General features: G+C 29.6%; 24 protein-coding genes and 2 pseudogenes. 19 read left to right on the top strand and 7 right to left on the bottom strand.

The features are described from left to right. The first annotated feature begins 17 nt into the window (after window positions 1-17). The 12 genes from CQA76_RS07525 to CQA76_RS07470 all read left to right on the top strand — a co-directional run bounded on the left by CQA76_RS07525 (window position 18) and on the right by CQA76_RS07470 (window position 8539). A complete protein-coding gene (locus tag CQA76_RS07525; RefSeq protein ID WP_137622790.1) occupies window positions 18-713 on the top strand; it encodes a Bax inhibitor-1/YccA family protein in 696 nt (231 codons plus the stop codon). Between the two features lie 45 nt (window positions 714-758). Continuing rightward, a complete protein-coding gene (locus CQA76_RS07520; RefSeq protein ID WP_137622789.1) occupies window positions 759-1502 on the top strand; it encodes a Bax inhibitor 1 family protein in 744 nt (247 codons plus the stop codon). Between the two features lie 105 nt (window positions 1503-1607). Next, the gene (gene secG, locus CQA76_RS07515) at window positions 1608-1982 is read left to right on the top strand and encodes a preprotein translocase subunit SecG (RefSeq protein WP_137622788.1); all 375 of its coding nucleotides are present in this window, start codon (window positions 1608-1610) and stop codon (window positions 1980-1982) included. Window positions 1983-1992: 10 nt separating this feature from the next. Beyond that, window positions 1993-2550, top strand: coding sequence for a ribosome recycling factor (gene frr / locus CQA76_RS07510; protein WP_137622787.1), 558 nt, complete (start codon window positions 1993-1995; stop codon window positions 2548-2550). Between the two features lie 2 nt (window positions 2551-2552). Further along, window positions 2553-3161, top strand: a complete 609-nt coding sequence (gene pyrE / locus CQA76_RS07505) for an orotate phosphoribosyltransferase (protein WP_137622786.1) — start codon at window positions 2553-2555, stop codon at window positions 3159-3161. Beyond that, a complete protein-coding gene (locus tag CQA76_RS07500; RefSeq protein WP_137622785.1) occupies window positions 3161-3571 on the top strand; it encodes an RDD family protein in 411 nt (136 codons plus the stop codon). Before pyrE ends, CQA76_RS07500 begins: the two co-directional genes overlap by 1 nt. Before the next feature lies 1 nt (window position 3572). Next, window positions 3573-4595 (top strand): ribonucleotide-diphosphate reductase subunit beta, encoded by a 1023-nt coding sequence (locus CQA76_RS07495; protein ID WP_137622784.1) that lies wholly within the window; start codon window positions 3573-3575, stop codon window positions 4593-4595. 15 nt (window positions 4596-4610) lie between these two features. Beyond that, window positions 4611-6005: a nicotinate phosphoribosyltransferase gene (locus tag CQA76_RS07490; protein WP_137622783.1), complete on the top strand. Its 1395-nt coding sequence runs from the start codon at window positions 4611-4613 to the stop codon at window positions 6003-6005. Between the two features lie 225 nt (window positions 6006-6230). Further along, the gene (locus CQA76_RS07485; protein ID WP_137622782.1) at window positions 6231-6425 is read left to right on the top strand and encodes a hypothetical protein; all 195 of its coding nucleotides are present in this window, start codon (window positions 6231-6233) and stop codon (window positions 6423-6425) included. A 10-nt stretch (window positions 6426-6435) separates the two neighbouring features. Next, on the top strand, window positions 6436-6657 hold the full coding sequence (locus CQA76_RS07480; protein ID WP_408608983.1) for a hypothetical protein: 222 nt from the start codon (window positions 6436-6438) through the stop codon (window positions 6655-6657). A 175-nt stretch (window positions 6658-6832) separates the two neighbouring features. Continuing rightward, window positions 6833-7759 (top strand): hypothetical protein, encoded by a 927-nt coding sequence (locus CQA76_RS07475; RefSeq protein WP_137622781.1) that lies wholly within the window; start codon window positions 6833-6835, stop codon window positions 7757-7759. A 150-nt stretch (window positions 7760-7909) separates the two neighbouring features. Next, a complete protein-coding gene (locus CQA76_RS07470; protein WP_137622780.1) occupies window positions 7910-8539 on the top strand; it encodes a protein-L-isoaspartate(D-aspartate) O-methyltransferase in 630 nt (209 codons plus the stop codon). Between the two features lies 1 nt (window position 8540). Here the strand turns inward: CQA76_RS07470 and CQA76_RS07465 are convergent, their stop codons facing one another. From CQA76_RS07465 to CQA76_RS07435, 7 genes are all read right to left on the bottom strand, one after another. Beyond that, window positions 8541-9629: a DNA adenine methylase gene (locus tag CQA76_RS07465; protein ID WP_137622779.1), complete on the bottom strand. Its 1089-nt coding sequence runs from the start codon at window positions 9627-9629 to the stop codon at window positions 8541-8543. After that, on the bottom strand, window positions 9605-10435 hold the full coding sequence (locus CQA76_RS07460; protein ID WP_137622778.1) for a DNA-methyltransferase: 831 nt from the start codon (window positions 10433-10435) through the stop codon (window positions 9605-9607). The genes CQA76_RS07465 and CQA76_RS07460 overlap by 25 nt, the downstream gene beginning before the upstream one ends. Further along, window positions 10422-11291 (bottom strand): DpnII family type II restriction endonuclease, encoded by an 870-nt coding sequence (locus CQA76_RS07455; RefSeq protein WP_137622777.1) that lies wholly within the window; start codon window positions 11289-11291, stop codon window positions 10422-10424. The genes CQA76_RS07460 and CQA76_RS07455 overlap by 14 nt, the downstream gene beginning before the upstream one ends. 10 nt (window positions 11292-11301) lie before the next feature. After that, window positions 11302-11820 (bottom strand): translation initiation factor IF-3, encoded by a 519-nt coding sequence (gene infC / locus CQA76_RS07450; RefSeq protein WP_137622776.1) that lies wholly within the window; start codon window positions 11818-11820, stop codon window positions 11302-11304. After that, window positions 11817-13628, bottom strand: coding sequence for a threonine--tRNA ligase (thrS, locus tag CQA76_RS07445; protein ID WP_137622775.1), 1812 nt, complete (start codon window positions 13626-13628; stop codon window positions 11817-11819). Before thrS ends, infC begins: the two co-directional genes overlap by 4 nt. Before the next feature lie 135 nt (window positions 13629-13763). After that, the gene (locus tag CQA76_RS07440; protein WP_137622774.1) at window positions 13764-14561 is read right to left on the bottom strand and encodes an undecaprenyl-diphosphate phosphatase; all 798 of its coding nucleotides are present in this window, start codon (window positions 14559-14561) and stop codon (window positions 13764-13766) included. A 7-nt stretch (window positions 14562-14568) separates the two neighbouring features. Further along, the gene (locus CQA76_RS07435) at window positions 14569-16563 is read right to left on the bottom strand and encodes an OPT family oligopeptide transporter (protein WP_137622773.1); all 1995 of its coding nucleotides are present in this window, start codon (window positions 16561-16563) and stop codon (window positions 14569-14571) included. Between the two features lie 338 nt (window positions 16564-16901). Here CQA76_RS07435 and CQA76_RS07430 point away from each other — a divergent pair, with 338 nt between their 5' ends. The 7 genes and pseudogenes from CQA76_RS07430 to CQA76_RS09455 all read left to right on the top strand — a co-directional run. Continuing rightward, window positions 16902-17246 carry a hypothetical protein gene (locus CQA76_RS07430; protein ID WP_137622772.1) on the top strand — a complete coding sequence of 115 codons (345 nt, stop codon included), beginning with the start codon at window positions 16902-16904 and terminating at the stop codon, window positions 17244-17246. Between the two features lie 131 nt (window positions 17247-17377). Then, on the top strand, window positions 17378-18517 hold the full coding sequence (locus CQA76_RS07425) for a hypothetical protein (RefSeq protein WP_137622771.1): 1140 nt from the start codon (window positions 17378-17380) through the stop codon (window positions 18515-18517). After that, window positions 18517-19692, top strand: coding sequence for a replication-associated recombination protein A (locus CQA76_RS07420; RefSeq protein ID WP_137622770.1), 1176 nt, complete (start codon window positions 18517-18519; stop codon window positions 19690-19692). The genes CQA76_RS07425 and CQA76_RS07420 overlap by 1 nt, the downstream gene beginning before the upstream one ends. 60 nt (window positions 19693-19752) lie before the next feature. Then, window positions 19753-20481 carry a 4-hydroxy-tetrahydrodipicolinate reductase gene (gene dapB, locus CQA76_RS07415; protein ID WP_137622769.1) on the top strand — a complete coding sequence of 243 codons (729 nt, stop codon included), beginning with the start codon at window positions 19753-19755 and terminating at the stop codon, window positions 20479-20481. 2 nt (window positions 20482-20483) lie between these two features. Next, entirely contained in the window at window positions 20484-21824 is a 1341-nt protein-coding gene (gene purF / locus CQA76_RS07410; protein ID WP_137622768.1) for an amidophosphoribosyltransferase, read from the top strand. Between the two features lie 71 nt (window positions 21825-21895). Further along, window positions 21896-22636: pseudogene (locus CQA76_RS07405) on the top strand (cache domain-containing protein); the annotation flags it as partial. A 201-nt stretch (window positions 22637-22837) separates the two neighbouring features. Next, window positions 22838-22941, top strand: a pseudogene (locus CQA76_RS09455) (hypothetical protein); the annotation flags it as partial.

Below are 22941 nucleotides of genomic sequence, written 5' to 3'. Positions count from 1 at the left end.
ATAACAAGGAGAATTATATGAGTCTTTATGATAGAGACTATTTAAAATCAGGTGAATTTGAAAATACAAGAACAAGTGAACTTAGTGTTTTCATAAAACAAACATATCAGCTTTTCGCTGCTTCGCTTTTAGCAGCCACAGTAGGTGCCTATGTAGGAATTTTCGCTCTAGCATCATTTTTTATACAATCACAAATAACCTTTTGGATACTTTTTGCTGTAGAAATAGGGTTATTCTTTGCTTTACAGTTTAAAAAGAAAGAAGCTCCGCTTAATTTGATTTTGCTTTTTGGTTTTACTTTTTGTTCAGGTTTAACACTCACGCCTTTACTTATTTCCGTTCTTGCTTTACCTGCAGGGGGTGTTATCGTGGCTCAAGCTTTTGCTTTAACCACTGTAGCTTTTGCTGGACTTAGTGTATTTGCTATGAATACTAAAAGAGATTTTACAATGATGGGGAAAGCTTTATTTATAGTCTTTTTAGTTGTTTTTGCGGCTTCAGTTCTTAATTTATTTATGGGAAGTGGTTTATTGAATTTGATTATTTCAGCAGTGGCTGCGATATTGTTTTCATTTTACATTCTTTATGATACTCAAAATATTATTCGCGGAAACTATGAAACTCCAATTGAAGGGGCTGTAGCACTTTATCTTGATTTTGTTAATCTATTTATAAGTTTGCTTAATATTTTAAGAAGTTTTAATAGTAGATAAATTTAGAATGTCTGGTGATAAAAATTCTCATAATAAGAAATAAGCATGCTAGAAGAAAGATTTAAGAAAGCACGCGAAGAAATTAAGATCCATAGAAGAGAAATGGAAAACATTTGGGAGGAAGATAGAGCACCGGCTTCCAAAAGTTTTTTTGTTCAAGTATATTTATTTATAGCTCTGACATTTTTAATAGCCATAATAGGGACTTATATAGGAATTTCCCTAATGCCACTTTACAATGAACTAGTTCAACGAATGGGAATGTCGGATTCGATACAATCTAGAATAGCGGCCGGATTTGGTGGAGTGTTTGTAATGGTGACAGTTACCAATCTTTGTTCAGACTTGATAGGAAAAAAAGCTCCTTTAAATTACATTGGACTTTTCATTTGTGCCTTTGTTATGGGCTTAGGATTAGCGCCCGCATGCAGTCTTATACCTTCTGGAATTATTGTTATAACTGAAATCTATGCTATATTGAGTTTCATTTTTATAGTATTATCTATGATACCCGAAATACCACTAAAATACCAAATGATAATAGGAGATATTTTAGGTGTTGTTATAGTTGTAATCGTTAATTTTTTCCTTGGCCTTTTAAACAATCTCGTAGTTTTAGGTGTTGGATTTGCATTCTTATTAAGTTTATTAAACATGCTTTTAAGCAAGATTAATAATATAAAATCAAAGTCTTATGACACTCCAATGGAAGCAGCATATGGTGTTTTTGAGACCATGTGGGACGGTATTTTTACATTTTTGCCTCTAATTGTACAAAAGAGAAAATAATTTTTGTGGTAAATCCACAAAAATTACAATCAATTTCAAATCTTTTCAAGCTTTATTTCGATAAAATGTTTGACTTAAAAATACTAGAATTATTAGGAAGAATTTATGATTGCTCTTTTAACCGTTTTACAATTTATTATCGTTATTGTTATTTGTATAGCCGTTTTACTTCAAAAAAGTTCAAGTATAGGGCTTGGAACATATAGTGGGAGTAATGAAAGTCTTTTTGGTGCAAAAGGACCTGCGGGCTTTTTAGCTAAATTTACATTCATAATGGGTGTTTTATTGATTGCAAATACTATAGGTTTAGGATATTTATATAATCACGCAAAAAAAGATTCTTTAGCAGAAAAAATTAAAGTCGAAAGCAATGCAAGCGTCCCAAATACTCCGATTGTTCCTAGCATTCCAAATTCTACCAGCTCATCAATGGTTCCAAATGCTCCTAAAATTCCAAACGATATAAATACGACTAAATAAAGGGGGTTTGATGATTAGCGAAATTTTAAATAAACAAAAAACTCAAAGCGAAAAGAGTTTAGAAGCACTTAAAAAAGATTTTACTACTTTACGAACAGGAAAAGTAAATATCCACATTTTAGATCATATCAGCGTGGATTATTATGGAACCCAAACCCCTTTAAACCAAGTTGCAACTGTTTTAGCAAGTGATGCTTCAACCATTAGTATCACTCCTTGGGAAAAACCTATGTTAAAAATTATAGAAAGTGCTATTGCGGCAGCAAATATTGGGGTAAATCCAAATAATGATGGAGAAAGTGTTAAATTATTTTTCCCTCCAATGACTAGAGAGCAAAGAGAAGAAAATGTTAAACATGCTAAAGCTATGGGCGAAAAAGCGAAAGTTTCTATAAGAAACAACCGAAAAGACGCTAATGATAGCATTAAAAAACTTGAAAAAGATAAAACGATTTCAGAAGATGAAGCTAAAAAAGCTTACGATGAAGTTCAAAAGATTACAGATTCTTACGTGAATAAGATTGATGAAAGTGTGAAAAATAAAGAAGTTGAGCTTTTAAAGGTTTAATGATGAACTTAGAAGAAGTCTATAAAGATTGTAAAGCCTATTTAGAGGGCCATTTTTTATTAAGTTCGGGCAAACACTCTCAATTTTATCTTCAAAGCGCTAAAGTTTTAGAAGATCCCGCTTTGGCCGAAAAGCTTTGTAAAGAGTTAGCTAAAATTATTTCGAGTCATTTAACCGGATTTGATACCATTTGTTCTCCGGCTTTAGGAGGTATTTTAGCAGGTTATGAGTTAGCTAGGGCTTGCAATAAACGCTTTATCTTTACTGAAAGAGTTAATGGTGAAATGACTCTAAGACGCGGTTTTGAAATTAAGCAGGGTGAAAAATTTATCGTTTGTGAGGATATCATTACCACAGGTGGTAGTGCCTTAGAAAGTGCAAAAATTATAGAAAGTCTTGGAGGTATTGTTGTTGGTTTTGCAGCTTTAGCAAATCGTGGCTTTTGTGCTGTAAAAAATTTAAATACACAAGCGAAAGAAAACGCTAAACTTCCTAGTCATATCCCTCTTTTTACTTTAGGAAATTTTGATTTTGAAATTTATGACAATGAACAATGTCCGCTTTGTAAGCAAGGAAGTAAAGCGATAAAACCTGGAAGTCGTGGCAATTAATGAAAACAAAAGCAAAAATAGCTTCGCGTTTTTTGCGATTTAAAGCTTTTGTTATAGATATTTTTTTAATTTATGTTCCTATTTTGTATTTATTTTATTTTTTGCTGGGCTCTAAGGACGCTTTTTTGCACAATGGTTTTGTTACAGCCCTATGTTCTTTTCTTTTTGGTTTCATACAGGCTTTATTTTTGCAAAAATCTGCACAAAGTCCAGGTTTAAAAGCATATGATCTTTATTTGATTGAATTTAAAAGCGGCAAGAGGCTTTCTTTTTTAAAAATTATATTAAGATATATTGTATTTTTTATAAGTTTTGGTTTATTAATAGGAGTTATTTTTAGTTTTTTTAGAAAAGATTCCCTTAATTTACACGATATTTTAACTCAAAGCTGTATTGTAAGAAAGGTTTAAAATGCAAAGAAAAAGAATTTATAATCCTAATTCAAATGAAACTTTAAATGATAGAAAGGTTTTTGATGGCAATCCACATGGAATTCTCAATTTTACAAAAGCAAAATATACTTGGGCTTTAAAACTTTGGGATTTAATGGAAGCAAATACTTGGTTTCCAAAAGAAGTTGACACGACTAAAGATGCTCTTGATTATCGTTGCAATTTAACTTCTGGTGAAAAAAGAATGTATGATTTAGTTTGGTCACAACTTATCTCTATGGATAGTTTTCAAACCAATAATTTAGCTGATAATATAAACCCTTATATCACCGCACCTGAAATCAATGCTGTTTTAGCAAGACAAGCTTACGAAGAAGCTAATCATTCAAAATCTTATGCAGTTATGGTAGAAGCAATCTGTGATAACACAGATTTGATCTATGAAATGGAAAAACACGATGCAACCTTAAGAGAAAAGAATGATTTTATTTCTAACATCTATGAAGAATTAGCCGGCGATGTAGATGACAATAAATTATTACTTGCTATGGTGGCAAATCAAATTTTAGAAGGAATTTATTTTTATAGCGGTTTTACCGCAATTTATGCCCTTGCTCGTGCCGGAAAGATGTTGGGTTCGGCTCAAATGATTCGCTTTATACAAAGAGATGAAATCACTCATTTGCTTTTATTTCAAAATATGATCAATTCAACACGTAAAGAAAGACCAGATCTTTTCAATGAAGAAAATATCAAAAAAATTTATGAAATGTTTAAAAGAGCTGGGGAATTAGAAATTAAATGGGGAAAATATATCACTCAAAATCAGATTATGGGCTTTACAGATGATATTATAGAAGAATATATCCATTATCTGGTAGATCAAAGATTAGTAGCTATCAATCTTGAAAAAATTTACAATGCCAAACATCCTATTAAATGGGTGGATGATTTTTCTAAATTTAACGATCAAAAAAGCAATTTTTTTGAAAGCAAGGTGACGAACTACTCAAAAGGCAGTATTAGTTTTGATGATTTTTAAAAATTAGGCAAATTGATGGAGAATTTTTCTAAAAAAAAATCTAATTTGGCCTTGTTTTGTGATTTTTATGAACTCACCATGATGCAAGGATACTTTCTAAATGGTTTTGAAAATAAGGTTTGCTATTTTGATGTGTTTTTTAGGAAGGTTCCAGACAAAGGTTCGTTTGCCATATTTGCTGGTTTAAGTGATGTATTAGATTTCATTGCTAATTTACATTTTAATCAAGAAGATATAGCTTATTTGCGATCACAAAATATATTTTGTGAGGCTTTTTTAAAATACCTAGAGCATTTTAAATTTAATGGAGAAATTTACTCTGTACAAGAAGGTGAAATTATTTTCCCTAATGAACCTTTGATGATTATTAAGGCTAATGCTATAGAAGCACAATTGCTAGAAACCTTTTTATTATTAAATATCAATCATCAAAGCCTTATCGCTACAAAAGCAAATCGTATAGTAAGAGCAGCTAAAAATCGCCCTGTTTTTGAATTTGGATCGCGTAGGGCGCATGGAAGTGACGCTGCAATTAAAGGAGCTAGAGCTGCTATCATAGGTGGATGTATTTCTAGCTCTTGTACTTTAGCCGGAAAAAAATACAATATCAATATAAGCGGGACTATGGCTCATTCTTGGGTACAAATGTTTGATGATGAATTTAAGGCTTTTTGTCATTATTTGCAACTTTATCCTAAAAACCCCATCTTGCTTATTGATACTTATGATTATAAACAAGGCTTAAACAATGCCATAAAAGCATTTAAGAAATTTAAAATCAAGCAGTGTGGAGTACGTATTGATTCTGGAAATTTGGAAAGATTGAGTAAAGAAATTCGTGCTATTTTGAATGAAAATGATTTATTAGAATGTAAAATCATTGTTTCAAATTCTTTAGATGAAAAAAGCATAGAAAAACTTCTTAAAAATAAAGCGCCTATCGATGCCTTTGGAGTTGGTGAAAGACTAATCACTGCCTCAAGCGATCCAATTTTTGGTTGTGTTTATAAACTCGTAGCTATAGAAGAAAACCATATCGCTAAACCAAAAATTAAAATCAGCGAAGATAAGCACAAAACAACTATACCTCATTTTAAAAAACTTTTTAGAATTTATGATAAAAAAAGCCAAAAAATGCTTTTTGATGAACTTTATATTTACGATGAAAAATTAATAAAACTTGATGGAAATTTACAAAGACAAGAGCTTTTAAAATGCGTTTTTAAAGAAGGCAAAATTTTTAACAAACAAGATAATATTAAACAAATCGCCTTATATACAAAAAATCAAATTTCAAAATTAGATGAAAAATCATTAGAAAATAAAGAAAAATATAAAATCAAACTTTCCAAAAAATTAAAAAAATTAACAAAAAATTGCTTGCAAATTTACAAAAACACATTAGAATAATAGCGATGAATTCTATCTAACCACGCTCACATAATTCTACTATTTGTTTTTTTCAAATTGTAATAACACTAAAATGCGATTTTGGATCTGATTGATAAATGAGTAATTTTTCTTAAACTTTAAATTTTTAAAATTTTTATCTTTTCCTAATTTTAATATCAAATTAATTTTTTAATATTATAATTATTTGTAATACCGAAATTTTAATCATAGAAAAGGTTTAAAATGAAAAAAATTACCTTAGGTTTAGCATTATTATCTAGTGTTGCTTTGGCTTCAAATAATAGCAACGAAAATACTAACAATTCAAAACAAAGTAGAATTTTAACTTGCAAAGATTTTCATAATTATCAAACTATCAGTCAACCAATTTATCAACATCAAGCTTGTGCTAAATTAGGTATTTGCATATATCACTAAAGGATATATTGTGGGGTTAATATATTCTCAATGTTGCAATCAAGTTATTGATACAAGTTTGCGTTATACAGCAAAACCTTTGTTAAAACTTGAAGAAGCAAAACTCGAACAAGAAAACAAAGAAGACAAAGAAAAAAATATCGAGGTAAGCAAAGATACTAGCAATTCTACAAATGTTGATAATCAAGCAGATACTAGTAAAAAAGATCAGCTTTTAGATATATCTGCTTAAGCTATTTTAATCTTGTAGTAAGATCTACAAAAATAAATTGAATTTGTTGATGATATAGACTCATATAATTTTGTGAAAAATAAGCTTATAGGAAAATTACTTAATAAAGTTTTCAAAGTAATGCTCGTTTTACAAAAAAATAAGAAATAATTAAATATTAAAGGTTGTTTATTAAATGAATAGTGGTTTCATCTTAACAAATGAAGCGCTTTGCTACGAACGTGGAGAGCTTATAACAAGCGGCTGGGGGCAAAGTACTGAAGACTGGCAAAAAATTTTAGATAAAGAAATAGAAACAATACTTCTTAAAGATGAAAATAAGAATTTAAAAAAAGATGAGTTAGAAATGCTTTTTTGTGATAATTCTGATGATTATGTTAAAAAGGAGCTTTCTAAATATCTAGAAAATATTAAAGATCTTGATGGTAACGCGATAGATTTTAATTCTTTAAGTAAAAAAGAACAAGGTTTTATTATCGAATTTTTAAAACAACCTTTAGAAGATGTAAATATTTATTGCAAAGGAGCATATATAAGTGATATAAAAATAGATTTAAATGACACTTTTTATATACAAGCAGATATTCATACTATAGATGGTAAAAATTTAAGCTCTGCTGCCAATTTTATCTCAAAAAACAAATTAGATTATAAGAAATACGATCCACTTGATTTTATGGATTTTGACAGAGACTATAAATTTCTCTTTACTACAGAAAAAAACTTAAGTACAGAAGAAAGAAAAGATTTTTTAAATAAAATACAAAATAGTGATTTTAAGGATTTAGAAAATCTTGATGCTTTTATCAATATAGCATTATTTCAAGTTTTAGATGATGGCACAACAAGTAGCTTTCCTGCTTATTTTAACAATAACTTAAAGCTTGATTATGCAAAAGCTACAGAAAATGTAAAAAAATTAGAAAAAGACAAAAAGAATACAACCAATTCTAGCGATCCTACGCTTTTAAAAATACTTTGGAACAATATTAAAGCAGATTTAGAAAAGCTTAAAGATTTTAACAAGCTTAAGTTAGAAGAAGAAAGTACTTTTATGCAACAAAAGGATCATTCTACGCTTTTAAAAAATTTGCTTAAATAACTTATGCTTTAATCATCAATCCATATTTAACACTTAAAAATATTTTTAATTCAACAAAATTTTAACACTTAATCAAAGAAATAAATTTTTATTTTTAATCAAATTTCAAAACATTATTCGTTACAATTTTTCTTTATTTTAGGAGAAATAATGAACACATTTGAACAAAAACGATGCAAGATGATGGCTGAAGAAATCGCACAAAAAATTTTTATCAATGAAGAGCTCTTTAATGCTTTTTGCCAAGTCCCACGTGAAATTTTTTCTCCTTTAAAAGCACATGCATATCGTTTAGATGCCTTACCTTTAGCTAATTCTCAATGGATTAGCTCTCCTTTAACTGTTGCAAAAATGACTATGGCTTTAAATTTTAAAGATGCAGATAGCGTTTTAGAAATAGGATGCGGCAGTGGTTACCAAGCTGCTATTCTAAGTCGTGTGATTCGAAGAGTCTTTACTATAGAACGCATAGAAAAACTAGCCAAAAGTGCTTCACAAACTTTTAGAGATTTAGGATTTAGCAACATCAACGTTCGTTTTGATGATGGGCAAAATGGATGGAAAAATTATGCACCTTATGATAGGATTTTATTTTCTGCTTATGCCACACAGATTCCTGAAATTTTGCTTGATCAGCTTATAGATGGAGGAATTTTAGTAGCTCCGATTTTGCACAATGGAAAGCAATTTATCACAAGAATCACTAAAAACGGCACAAATTTACAAAAAGAAATTCTCGAAGAATGTCTTTTTGTACCTATACTTGACGGAAAAGAATAAATTATTTTATCAAAATATACAATTGCTCTTTTACATAAATAGCACGATTTTTTAAATTTCTACTTCCTCTAAAAGCATTGTATTTTTGTTCGATAATATGGCATTTTCCTAACTTTTCTAAGCGTTTTATAAAATTTTCTTTTTTTACAAAACCTTCGCAATTATAAGAAAGTAAAATAATTTTTGCTTTAAGAAGAGAAATGAGATCAAATAAAGCATCTTCAGCACTTTTAGCATTATTGTAAATGCTTCGATTCCAATCCTTTGGAATTCCACTGACTTGAGAAATTTCAATCGGTTTTTGGTAATTTGCGATTAAATTAAGCATAAAATAATTTGATCCATAAGGATGCTGATTATAAGGTGGATCAAGATAAACCACATCTAAAAGATCCATTTCTTTGGCCACATCATTAGCATCTTTTTGTTCCACGAGAAAAGGACAATGAAAATTTGAAAAGATTGGCAATTTCAAATCAATTCTACCTTTGATCCGTTTTAAAGCATTTTCTCCTTCACCGCCAAATTTACCTATTCCGTTTTTATCTTTATAAAACCCTTTAAAAACGCCACTTGTATTAGAATGCACACTTGCTTCATATAAAAGCGGTGCGATAAAAAAGTGCCTAAATTCATTTGGAATTTCTTGATCAATTTTTTTTCTTAAAGTATCTAAGTATATAGCGTTTTCTATGGTGTAAAAAACTCGATCATTTTTTTGAATTTTTTTTTCATCTTTTGGAGCATATAACTCACTTATAAAACCTTTTTCAAACACGATATTTGATAAAAGTTTTTTATAAAAAGTAGATAAATGATCTTTTAAGCTTTCATCTTGGTTGCTAAGATAACACATATTAATTACCCTAGAATAATCTTCTAAATCATTAGCAACTATAAAATTTGAATGAGACTTAGCAAAACGGCTTACTATACCTGAACCACTAAAGATATCACAAAAGCTAAATTTATCTTTTTTGAGTTCTTTTTTGGCAAACTTAAAACCTTGTTCTAAAAAATCCAACAAAGCTCTTTTGTTGCCAAGATAAGTGATGATTTGTTCTTTTAAAAAGGCAGGATTTTCTCGCATTGTTCTGTAATAATTTTAAAATCTTTAATTTTTTTTTGTATTATTTGTGACTTATTTATTAATTCTTTTTTTCGTTTTAATGAAATTTCAATAAATTCCTTTTCTTGCTCAATTCCTATAAATCTACGTCTTAATAAATTTGCCGCAATTCCAGTACTACTTGATCCAGAGAAAGGATCTAAAATAATGCTATCTGAATTGCTTGCCATTGCAATTAAACGCACGAGTAAAGCCAAGGGTTTTTGTGTAGGATGTTTTCCGTTAATTTTTTCCCAAGGAGCAATAGCACTAAATTGCCAAACATCTTTCATTTGTTTATTATTATTAATTTTTCTCATCAACTCATAATTAAAGATATGTTTATGTTTATTACTTTTTCTAGCCCAAATAATTTGTTCTGTTGAATGAGTAAGATAACGACAGGAAAAATTAGGAGGCGGATTAGTTTTTTGCCAAGTGATAATATTTAGAATTTTATAATTTAAATCTTGTAACATTTTTCCAATTGAAAAAATGTTGTGATAGGTTCCACTTATACATAAACTTCCACTTTGACTTAATTTTTCCTTAGCAAGTTTTAACCAAGTGTAATTAAAGTCGTCAATCTCTTTAGATTTTAAACCTCTATCCCAATCCCCTTTATTTACGCTTACAATTTTACCATTTTGAATACTTAAGCCATCGTTGGATAAAAAATAAGGAGGATCTGCAAATATAAAATCAAATTCATAATCAAGTTTTGGTAAGATTTTTAAACAATTTCCTTCATAAATTTGAAAAGAATTATCTATTTTATATATTTTCATTTTTTAATTTTTCTATAAAATAATTTAAGTTTGCTAGATTATACATACAAACCTTACTATACGCTTCTTTTAAAGTATTTTTAGAATTTTTCCATCCATACCCATCCGTAATCCATATAAAATGATCATTTTTTAAATTTTGAAATTTTTGAGCTATTGATATATAAGATCTATCGGTTTCGTTTGGTTTCGATCCGTTAGTTCCAAAAAAATTAATTTCAATATAATAGTTATTTTTTTTAGTTCGAATTACAAAATCGAATTTCTTAACATCAATACCTAATATTTTCTTTACATTTTCATCAAGCGTGTTGTTTTTAACTTGGGTATAAAAATCTTTATTTTTAATAAATTTTTCTCTTAAAAGTAAGTTTTCGAAATAATTTTCCATGTTTTTTCCGCTACGATTTTTTCTAGCATTAGTATCCATACCAACTTCTATTCCAAAAACATAATCGTTTAAATCTTTAATATTATCTTTAAAAATTATTTCAAGACCAGAATCTTGAATAAATTTATAAACTGATTCAGGAGTTTTAAAACACTCTTTTATTTCTACAAACTGATTGTCAAAAATAATATTTTCTCGATTATCTCTAACCGCTATAAGCAAGTTGAGAATATTGAAAACTTCTGAACCTTCACGATTAAAAATAAATTTTATAGCTTCTAATAAATTTTCTTTATTAAGCAAATAATTTAATTTATATAATTGATAAGAAATTTCATTTTTGTTTTTTAAACATTTGTTAAAATCAACGTAAAAGTCTAAAGTTCTATTTGTAGGAACTAGATTTGAAAAAAACACTTCAAAATCTTGTTGATTTACATTTTGTATCAAATTTTCTCTTGGCATTAAAAACCCATTAAGATTTTTTAGGCGTTACAAGCATATTGACATAACGTCCTTCAAAATTAGGCTCTTTATCGCGATTTGCTTCATTTTCTATCATAGTCCAAATTTTTTCGAGTAAAGTTATCCCGGCTTCAGGAGTAGCCATTTCTCGACCTTTTAAAAATACGCGAAATCTTACATGCTTACCTTGAGATAAAAATTCAAGTGCATGTTTAACCTTATAATTGATATCATTTTGGGCAATTTTAATTGAAAGTTTAATTTCTTTTATATCAATAACTTTTTGCTTTTTCTTGGCTTCTTTTTGTTTCTTTTCTTGCTGATAACGGAATTTTCCATAATCCATAATCTTACATACAGGCGGTTTAGCATCTGGAGCTATCATAACAAGATCAAGTCCTAGCTTGTTAGCTATTTCTAAACCTTCTTCACTACTAATAATGCCATAAACCTTGCCATCATCACCTATACATCTGATTTCACCCGCTTGTATATCTTCATTAAGCAATACTTCTTTTTCTTTACTCAAAAATGTACCTCACTCATCTTCTCCTTAACTAAATTAATAAATTCATCCAGACTAAGATTTTTTTGCTCCTTAGCCCTTCTATCTCTAAGCGCAACACTACGCTTTGCTACTTCATCATCACCCAAAACTAAAATCATAGGCAATCTTTGTTTTTCCGCTGTCCGAATTTTTTTACTTAAGCTTTCATTTTTTTCATATACTTCGCTGTCAATATCTAATTTTAAAAGCATTGTTTGTATTTCTTTAGCATAAACAAGGTGAGAATCGGAAATCGGTATAATTCCAACAGCAGTTGGAGCAATGAAAAATGGAAATTCTCCAGCACAATGCTCGGTTAAAATTCCTATAAATCTTTCAAAAGAACCCAAAATAGCACGATGGAGCATGACAGGTTGTTTTTTTTCGTTATTGTTATCAGTGTATTCAAGTTTAAAGCGGCTTGGCAAATTAAAATCCACTTGTATGGTCCCACATTGCCATTTTCTTTTCAATGCATCAGTGATTTTAATATCAATTTTCGGTCCATAAAAGGCCCCGCCACCTTCATCAATACCGTATTTCAAACCTTGTTCATCTAAGGCTTCTTTTAAAGCTTTAGTAGCCATATTCCAAATTTCATCATCACCAATAGCCTTTTCAGGCTTGGTTGAAATTTCCATTTCATAACTAAAATCGAATAATCTCATTAAATTATCCACAAAGGCTAAAATTTCTAAAACTTGTTCTTTAATCTGGCTTGGCATACAAAAAATATGAGCATCATCTTGGGTGAATTCTCTCACTCTAAAAAGCCCATGTAAAACCCCACTTTTTTCATGTCTATGCACTACTCCGTATTCGAAGAATTTTAAGGGTAAATCACGATAACTTCTTACATCACTTTGGTAAATCTTAATGTGTCCAACGCAGTTCATTGGTTTTATGCCGTATTCTTGTTCATCAATTTGAGTAAAATACATATTTTCTTTGTAATTTGCATAATGCCCACTAATCTTCCAAGCATCAGCTTTTAAAAGTTCTGGTCCTCTTACGGGTTCATAGCCGCGCAAACGATGTATTTTATAAAGCATATGTTCAAGTTTTGATCTAAGCCTTGCACCATTGCTTAACCAAATAGGAAGTCCTCCGCCTATTTCATCATCAAAAGTAAAAAGTTTAAGTTCAGTTCCTAATTTTCTATGATCTCTTTTTTTAGCCTCTTCTATAATCGTTAAATATTCTTTTAAACTTTCTTTATCAGCAAAAGCGGTTCCATAAATACGCGTTAGCATTTCTCTTTTTTCATCGCCACCCAAATACGCTCCGGCAACGCGAGTAAGCTTGAAAAAACGTAAAAATTTTGTATTGGGTACATGAGGACCTCGACATAAATCTTCAAAATCACCTTGAGTGTAAATACTCACTTGTCCATCAGGAATTCGAAGTAATACTTCTTGTTTTAAATCATCATTTTGGAATTTTTGCAAAGCTTCTTTTTTGCTTATTTCATATTTACCGATTTCAATTTTAGCTTCAGCAAGCTCTTTCATTTTCTTTTCAATTTTTACTAAATCTTCTTCACCAATTTTATTTTCCACGCGAAAATCATAGTAAAAACCATCTTCTATAACAGGACCTACAAAAAATTTAGCTTCCGGATATAAACTTTTAATTGCTTGCGCCATTAAATGAGCGCAAGAATGGCGTATCACTTCTAAACTCTCTTTAGAATTATCAAAATAGACTTCTTTTAGGTTGTTTTTAGATTGAACGCTTTGTAAATCAACTATTTTTTCAGTATCTAAAAATGCAATAATTTCTTTTTCCATAAATAAAATTCACCTTATTAAGCTCACTAACTCTGTGAGTTTGAATTTAAACTTAGCAATTTTATCTTTGTATGGCTTAATTTTCTTTAAATTCGGCTTTGCTTTAGAATAATTTTTTAAATAACACTCTATAATTTAAAATTCATTCCCAGAATTTAAAATTCCACTATAGTACAAATAAAAAAACAAAATTCCTAAAATAATTCTATAAATTCCAAAAGGAATAAAGTTAAATTTTGTAATGAATTTCAGGAAAAATTTTATTACAAAAACCGCAACCACAAAAGCAGTAATAAATCCTATTGATAAGGGGACCAAAGAATTAGCGTCGCTAAGTAAACTAGGCTCTTTATAAATTTTATAAGCTGTAGCTATAATCATCGTTGGAATAGCTAGTAAAAAGCTAAATTCTGCCGCACTTTTACGATCTAATCCCAATAATAGCCCTCCGATAATACTTGCCCCACTTCTTGAAGTGCCTGGTATCATAGCTAAAGATTGGATAATTCCTATACAAAAGGCTTTCGTAAAACTGATTTTATCAAGTGAAGTCACCTTGTAACTCTTATTTTTATGTTGTTTTTCTATAATAATAAATATTATACCTCCAATAATAAGCATAGTAACAACTATATATCCGTTAAATAATTCTTTTAAATATCTTTCAACAAAAAGACCGATTAAACCTGTGGGGAAAAAACCAACTGCGAGTTTAAACCAAATATCAAATCCTTGAATCAAACGTTGCCAAAAAACAAAAATAACAGCTAAAATGGATCCAAGCTGTATAATGATTAAAAAACTTCTCCAAAAGTCATTCATTTCAAGCCCTAAAATTGTTCCACCTAAAATCATATGGCCAGTTGAAGAAACAGGTAAAAACTCAGTCAAACCCTCAATAATTCCCAATATTAAAGCATAAAAATTTTCCATAAACTACCTAAAATCTATTTTTAATTATTCTTCTAACAAAATAAAATATAACTCCTACAAAAAATATAAAAGCTAACAACTCGCTATTATGAAGATTTTCAAAATTTAAAGCTAAAATGTTTTCATCTCCACCCATACCAACAGAAAAAACTGTGATCGCGGCAATAATAACTCCAAATATACTTTCTCCAACAATCAACCCCGAAGCAAATAAAATACCATTTTGCTCACATAAGGCTATTTTTTCTTCTTTTTTAGAATTTTTTTCATATTTTTTTTCCAAATATTTCATAATAAAATATTTTAAAATTCCACCAATAATTAAAGGAATATTAACAGCAGGAGGTAAGTAAATTCCTATACCCACAGCTAATGGTGGCAAAGACATCTTTGCTTTTCTTAAAATTTTATCAACAATAATAATTATTATCCCTATACCTGCACCAAAAATAATATAATCCCATTCTATATTATGATTAAATATTCCTTTAGCAATAGTACTCATTAAATTGGCTTGTGGTGCATTTAAAGCTAAAGAAGCATCCATGTTAGCTCTTGGCATGGCTCCAACAAAACCATAAGCTTGATAAAGCAAATTCAAAACAGGAACGATGGCCAAAGCACCAAAAATACAACCTACAAGCAAAGAAACTTGTTGTTTCCAAGGAGTTGCACCTACTAAATATCCCGTTTTTAAATCTTGTAAATTATCATTAGAAATTGCTGCGGTTGCCAAAATAACACTTGTGGTAAAAATGGCTAAAGCAATAGCAAAATTTGAAAGAACAGGATCTTTAAAAAGCTCTGCCCCCAAAAGTAAAAAGATAATTGAAGATGCAATAATACCAATTAATCCTATGCCTGAAATAGGACTTGAAGATGATCCTACAAGTCCTGCCATGTATCCACAAGCCGCAGCAACAAAAAAGCCTATTAATACCGCGATTAAAGTTCCAGCTATTGCAAAAAGAAAATGGTAAAAAATATTTAATTTTGCATCACCCACAAAACTATAAAAAGTTATAAAAAGTCCTACAACCATCAATAAAAAAAGTATGAAAATATTTTTTATTGATAAATCCGTATTTCTTGAATCGTTATTATTTGTATGTGGATTTTTAACATTGCGAATAATTTCTCTAATTCCGTCAAATACAGGTTTTAAAAGTTCTATCAAAGTCCAAAGTGCAGCTATGGCAATAGCGCCAGTGCCTATAAGTCTAACCTTAGCACTCCAAACTTCTGAAGCAAGTTCTGTTGCATTTTTAATCCCATCAAATTCAAAACTTGAAAGATATGGAGTCAAAATTCCCCAAGCTAAAAACATTCCAACTAAAAGTGCTATGGCTCCTGCTAATCCAACAAGATAACCTGCGCCTAAAAGTGCTAAAGAATAACCCATGGAAAATCCAAATGCCATTTTATTCCATATAAAAGCAAAACTACTTTCACTTGCAATCAATTTAAAACCGCTACTAAAAAGACTATAAGTGGCCGCGATAATTCCGCCTAAAGCAATTTCTTTAACACCTTTTTTACCTTTTTTTATTTCTTGATCTTTATTTGCCATTTTTAAAATTTCAGCTGCTGCTCTACCTTCTGGATAGGCGAGTTTGCTTTCAACTACCATGGCTTTTCTTAAAGGTATAGTAAAAATAACTCCCAATCCCCCTCCACATAGACAGATCATAAAAGTTTGCCAAAGAGGAAATTCATTCCAGTATCCGCATATAAAAAGTCCAGGTATAACAAAGATAATAGACGAAAGGGTTCCGGCTGCAGAGGCTTGAGTTTGAACCATATTATTTTCTAAAATATTTGAATTTTTAAAAAAACTTAACACGGCCATAGAAATAACAACAGCAGGAATTGAGGATGAAAAAGTAAGACCCACTTTAAGCCCTAAATATACATTTGACGCTGTAAAAATAATCGTTAAAATACTTCCTAACAAAAGTCCTCTAAAAGTAAGTTCAGGTAAAGAATGTTTTTTATGCATTATCTCTCCGTTAATATTTCAGAATTATTTACAATGTTGATTTTTAATAAAAAAATATTTTTGCGAGTTTTAATTTATAAATTTTTAAAGCAAAACAAAATAATACAAAAAAACACTTATATTTTTATAAATTCTTTAAAATATAGCTTAATAATCAAAGTTAATATAATTTTTATAAGTAAAAACTGGAATCAAATTTCACCCAAAACCTGGAGATTATAACTCCGATTGATTAAAATGTTTAATTAGTATGAAATCAAAATTTGTAATTTCACACTTATTTCACTTTATTTTTTTATCATTTCAATGATTTTATTTTAAAACAAAGGAGAAAATCTTACATGAAAAAAATGTTCTTTTTAGCGGCTTGTTTAACAAGCACAATACTTTTGGCTGATAGTGTAAAACTTGAAGGTACGATTGCTCAAGTTTATGATAACAATAAAACCTTGCTTATAGATTCTATTTATGGAGGACAGATGGCGATTAAAGTTTTACCAAATACAGAAATTGAAATGGATGATTGTGGAATTTTTGGCACTGACAAAGAAGGAACTTTTAAAGATCTAAAAGTAGGCGATTTTCTAGAAAGTAAAATTTTCTATGGTATGCCAATTACTCCAAATACCCCAGCTATTCCAGTGGCTAGAAAAATAGAAATTCAATGCTATAAAAAGGCCTATTGATTTATTTGTTCGCTTTTTTGCGAACAAAAATATTTTATCACTTATTTTTTGATATTTCCTATTAATTTTTAAAGTTTTTTTAGCAAGGAATTTGTAAAATAGCATTTAAATATTGCTAAGGAGCAATGGAATTGAAAAAATTACTAATAATTCCTTTTATAATAGCCTTTTGTTTCATTACTCAAATTTTTTATACAGGGTATGTAAATGAAAGAATTTTTAATCAACTTATTAAAAATCAAAATTTTGATTATAAAATTGAAGATTTTATTTTTCAGAAAGGTTTTTTATATTCAAAAGCAAATTTTACCATAAAAGACAAAAGAAATTTAGGATTTTCTTCTCAAGTTGATTTAATTTTCAACAACAATTATTTTGCAAATTGTATCGCACAAGGAACTATAAGCAACCCTTTTAAATTCTTAGCCAAGGGTTTGAAAAATCAGCAATTAGCTCAATTTACAATCAAACCGGATCAAAATAATTTTAACCTATTAATACAATTTCAGGATATTAATTTAAGTGATGAAGGTGGAGATACTTTATTAAAAAATGCTTCTATGCAAATCGCAATGGATCAAGATATGAAAGCTACAAATATCCATTTAAGCATAGGTAAAGTTCAGTTTTCACAATTTTACACGAAATTTTCTATGCAAAATTTCAATTATAAGCAAAATTTCAATCACCCAATACCACTATCCAATATAATGCAAATTAAAGAAAGTATAGAAGAAATAAGTTTTAATTCTTTTGTATTAAATAACAACAAAATATCTTCATTTTATAGCAAAAATATACTTCATTTTAATGATGAAAATAATTTAAGAATTCATTTTCGAGGAAAAGCAAATAATATACTCATTGATGCAAGTTCAAAACTTTATCAAAATGTAGATTTTGATCAAATTGATTTTGATATTATTTTGGATAAAATAGCCAAATACTCTTATAATAAATTTGACTTTAGTGCTCTTTTTAAAGACGGATTGAATTTGCAAATTATAGATTTAAAAATAACAAAGGATAAACAAAATATCGATATCGATGGAAATACTTTCATATCAGAAAAAAATAATAAAGCTTCAATCCAAATTTTTAGCACAGAAGAACCGGATAAAATATTTTCTTGGGGACAATTTTTTGGAGGATTAAATCAATATTTTATAAAAAATGATAATGGATTTATGATGAATTTTTCCTATGACAATAATGCAACCCCTCAACTTAAAATTAATGGTAACCAATTGTTACGCTTAGATTTAAACTGATGAGTTTAGCTTTAGAATTGCGTCCTAAAAGATTAGATGAAATCATAGGACAAAAAGATCTAGTCGATGTGTTTAAAAAATTTATTGCTATGCAAAAATTACCTCATAGTCTATTTTTTGGCGTGGCAGGATGCGGAAAAACAACTTTCGCAAGAGCGGTAGCTAAAGATTTTGGATTAGATTTTTATGAATTTGATGGAGGTAATTTTAAGCTTGAAGAGCTTAGAAAAATAATTGATCAATATAAAAATAGTCTTTACAAGCCTTTAATTTTTATCGATGAAATTCATCGTCTTAATAAAACTCAGCAAGAAATGTTACTTATTCCTATGGAAAATTATCGTTGCATTATCATAGGTGCAAGCACCGAAAATCCTTACTTTGTTCTTTGCTCTGGTATTAGAAGTCGTTCCATGCTTTTTGAATTTAAAACACTCAAGGCTAAAGATTTAGAAATTTTGCTGACAAGAGCCCAAGAAAAGCTTGATTTTGAAATGGATGATGATGCTAAAGATTTCTTGATCAAAAGTGCTGATGCAAGATCTATGCTGAATTTGCTTGAATTTGCCTTGGTTTTAGATCCTAAAAATATCACCTTAAACAATCTAAAAAAACTTAGAAATGGTGTCAATAGTGAAGGAGTCAGTCAAAAAGATACACATTATATTTTAGCTAGTGCTATGATTAAAAGCTTGCGCGGAAGTGATGTGGATGCGGCACTTTATTATCTTGCAAGATTGATTGATGCGGGAGAAAGTGCAGATTTTTTAGCTAGACGTTTAGTCATTTTTGCAAGCGAAGATATAGGGAATGCAGATCCAAATGCCCTCAATCTAGCTACTTCCACACTTATAGCAGTAAAAAATATAGGATATCCTGAAGCACGTATCATTTTAAGCCAATGCGTGGTTTATCTAGCGAGTACTTTAAAATCAAATTCAAGTTATAAAGCTATCAATAAGGCTTTAGATTTTGTTAAAAACAACGAGGCTTTAGACATTCCAAACTATCTTAATAACAACCATCCTGAAAGGAAAAATTATCTTTATCCTCATGATTTTGGAGGGTGGGTTGAACAAAAATATTTGAGCAGGAATTTAAAATTTTATGAAAGTAAAGGGATTGGAGAGGAAAAAAAGTTATTGGAAAATTTAGATAAATTGAAAAAGAAATGATTATGTAGAAATTTATGGAATAAATGATAGAATAAATATTTATTTTAAAAGGTAATTAATATGATCAGTATAGGAATATACGGCGCTAAAGGTCGTATGGGAAAGCAAATTCAAGAATGTTTAGAAAATGAAAATAATGCAAAAACGGCTATGCTTTATGATAAAGGCGATGATATAAACAAACTTTTTGAGAAAAGTGATGTGATTATTGATTTTTCTTCCCCTGAAGGCACTTATGAACTTTTAAATTACGCAAAAACAAATTCTAAGCCTTTAGTAATAGGGACAACAGGACTTGATTCAAAGACGATAGATTTGATAAATGATTTAAGTAAAACGATGCCAATATTTTATGCAACCAATATGTCTTTAGGTGTCGCTGTTTTAAATCATCTTGTAGGTAAAGCAAGTGCCATGCTTGAAAATTTTGATATTGAAATTGTAGAAATGCATCATCGTCATAAAAAAGATGCGCCAAGTGGAACAGCTATGACTTTAGCTCAAAACGCGGCAAAAGCTAGAAATTTAGATTTTGAAAAAGTCAGAGTTAGCACAAGAGATGGTATCATCGGAGAAAGAGATAAAAATGAAATAGCGGTTATGAGTTTAAGGGGTGGTGATATAGTGGGTCGTCATACTGTAGGATTTTATGAAGATGGAGAATTTTTGGAATTAAGTCACGTTGCAACTTCAAGAGCAACTTTTGCTAAAGGTGCTATTAAAATCGCAATTTGGCTTAAAGAGCAAAATCCAAAATTATATTCAATCAATGATTTTTTAGGAATTTAAATATGTGTGCAGTTGTAGGAGTAATCAATTCAAAAAATGCAAGTACTTATGCATATTATGCATTATTTGCTATGCAACACCGAGGACAAGAAGCAAGTGGAATCAGTGTAAGTGACGGTAAAAATATCAAAACCATTAAAGCTAAAGGAGAGGTGAGTCAAATTTTTAATCCTCATAATTTGCAAACCCTACAAGGAGAAATTGCTATAGGACATAATCGCTATTCTACAGCGGGTAATTCTAGCTTAGATGATGCTCAACCTATAGCCGCAAATTGTGTTTTAGGTGATATTGCTTTAGCACATAATGGAAATTTAGTCAATAAAGAAGAAATTAGAAATCAATTAATCCAAGATGGAGCGATTTTTCAAACTCATATGGATACTGAAAATGTTGTCCATTTAATCGCAAGAAGCAAAAAAGAAAATTTGCAAGATAGATTTATCGAGAGTTTAAATAATTGTATCGGAGCTTATTGTTTTGTTTTAGCAAGTAAAGATAAACTTTATGTAGCAAGAGATCCTTACGGAGTTCGTCCTTTATCTTTAGGGAGACTGAAAGATGGAGGATATATAGTTGCAAGCGAAACTTGTGCTTTTGATCTCATAGAAGCAGAATTTATACGCGATGTAAAACCTGGAGAATTAATTATTTTTACCCAAGGAAATGACCAATTTGAAAGCATACAATTAGAGGCAAAAACTCCTAGAATTTGTGCCTTTGAGTATGTTTATTTTGCAAGACCTGATAGTATTGTAGAAGGAAAAAGTGTCTATGAAATTCGTAAAAAAATGGGTGAATCTTTAGCTAGAAAATTTTCCCACAAAGCTGATTTTGTTGTTCCTGTTCCAGATAGTGGAGTGAGTGCTGCTATAGGTTTTGCTCAATATTTAAAAATTCCTCTTGAAATGGCCATAGTAAGAAATCATTATGTAGGAAGAACTTTTATAGAGCCTACTCAAGAGTTAAGAAATTTAAAAGTAAAATTAAAACTCAATCCTATGCGTAAAGTTTTAGAGGGTAAAGAAATTGTAGTGATTGATGATAGTATAGTTCGTGGAACCACTTCTAAAAAAATAGTTTCTTTACTTCGTGCCGCAGGAGCAAAGAAAATTCATCTAGCTGTTGCTTGCCCAGAAATTAAATTTCCAGATATTTATGGGATAGATACTCCAACTTTTGAAGAATTAATCAGTGCTAATAAAAACATAGAAGAAGTAAGAAAACATGTTGAAGCTGATTCTTTAACTTTTTTAAGTATAGAAGAGCTTGTTGGAAGTATTGGAAATGAGAGGCAATATTCTTTAATTAGTTTTGATGGAGATTATTTTATAAAGAATTAAATTTTATTTTTATTTTTTTTTGATATAATACGAGTTTTGTTTTTTAATATTTTCAAAAAAGGTTTAATTTTATGAAAAGTGATAAGTCTTTTAGTGTATCTTTAAAACTGACCTTATATGTAGGTATATTAATCACAATTATACTAACAATTATAAGTGCATTCAATTATTTTGATTCAAAAAATAATACTAGTGAATTGCTAGAAGATCTTCAGCTTAAAATTGTAGAAGATGTTAGAACAGTTTTTGCTAGTTATGGTGGAAGTAGGCGACATGCTGTAGAAGTTTTAGCCAAAGAAGTTCAAAATAAACTAGATAATGGGGCTGGTGACGAGCAATTTTTTACTTTACTAGAATCTTTTAAGGAAGCTTTTGGTTTTAGACTTGTTTTTTTAGGTTTTGAAAATTCTGGAAGAGTACTTTTATCAGACAGAAGAATATTTGATTCTAAAACCTTTAATTTGAAAGATGCAGGATGGTACAAAGAAGCTAAAGGAGCAACAAAGGCGATAGTGTATGGTCCTTATAAGTCCGCTACAGATGGAGTTTCTGGACTAACTTATTCAATGCCTATATATAAAAATGGAAAACAAGTAGGAGCAGTTGGTGGTGATTATGCTTTAGAACAATTTTCTAAAGATGTTTTAGCTTTAGGAAAATCTGCAAGTTCTTATGCTGCAGTTTATGGTCCAGATGGAGATATCTATTTTCATGAATTTCCAGATAGAATTTTAACAAAAAATTCATTAAGTATTAATATTACTAATGTAATTAATTCTAATCCGCAGTATTATCTTAATCCAAAAAATCCAAATGCCTTATTTCAAGTTTATGATGATAAAGGAAAAAAATATGATGTATTATGTAGCGCAACTATCAATCCAAAATTTAGAATTTGTACAATATCTCAAGATGAAGCTTATACAGAACCGGCTAAAATAACTCTTTTAAAACAAATTTGTCTAGGTATTATTTCTACCATTATCGCCCTCATCCTAATCAGAATTCTAATCTCAAAAGGTCTCTCCCCACTCACCACCATCCAAAGTGGTCTTAACTCATTCTTTGATTTCATCAATCATAAAACAAAGAATGTCTCTACTATTAATATAAAAAC

This window comes from Campylobacter aviculae, assembly GCF_005406215.1.
GTDB lineage: Bacteria > Campylobacterota > Campylobacteria > Campylobacterales > Campylobacteraceae > Campylobacter_D > Campylobacter_D aviculae.
Note: the sequence above shows the minus strand (reverse complement) of the source record. Positions and strands in the feature narration are given on the sequence as shown.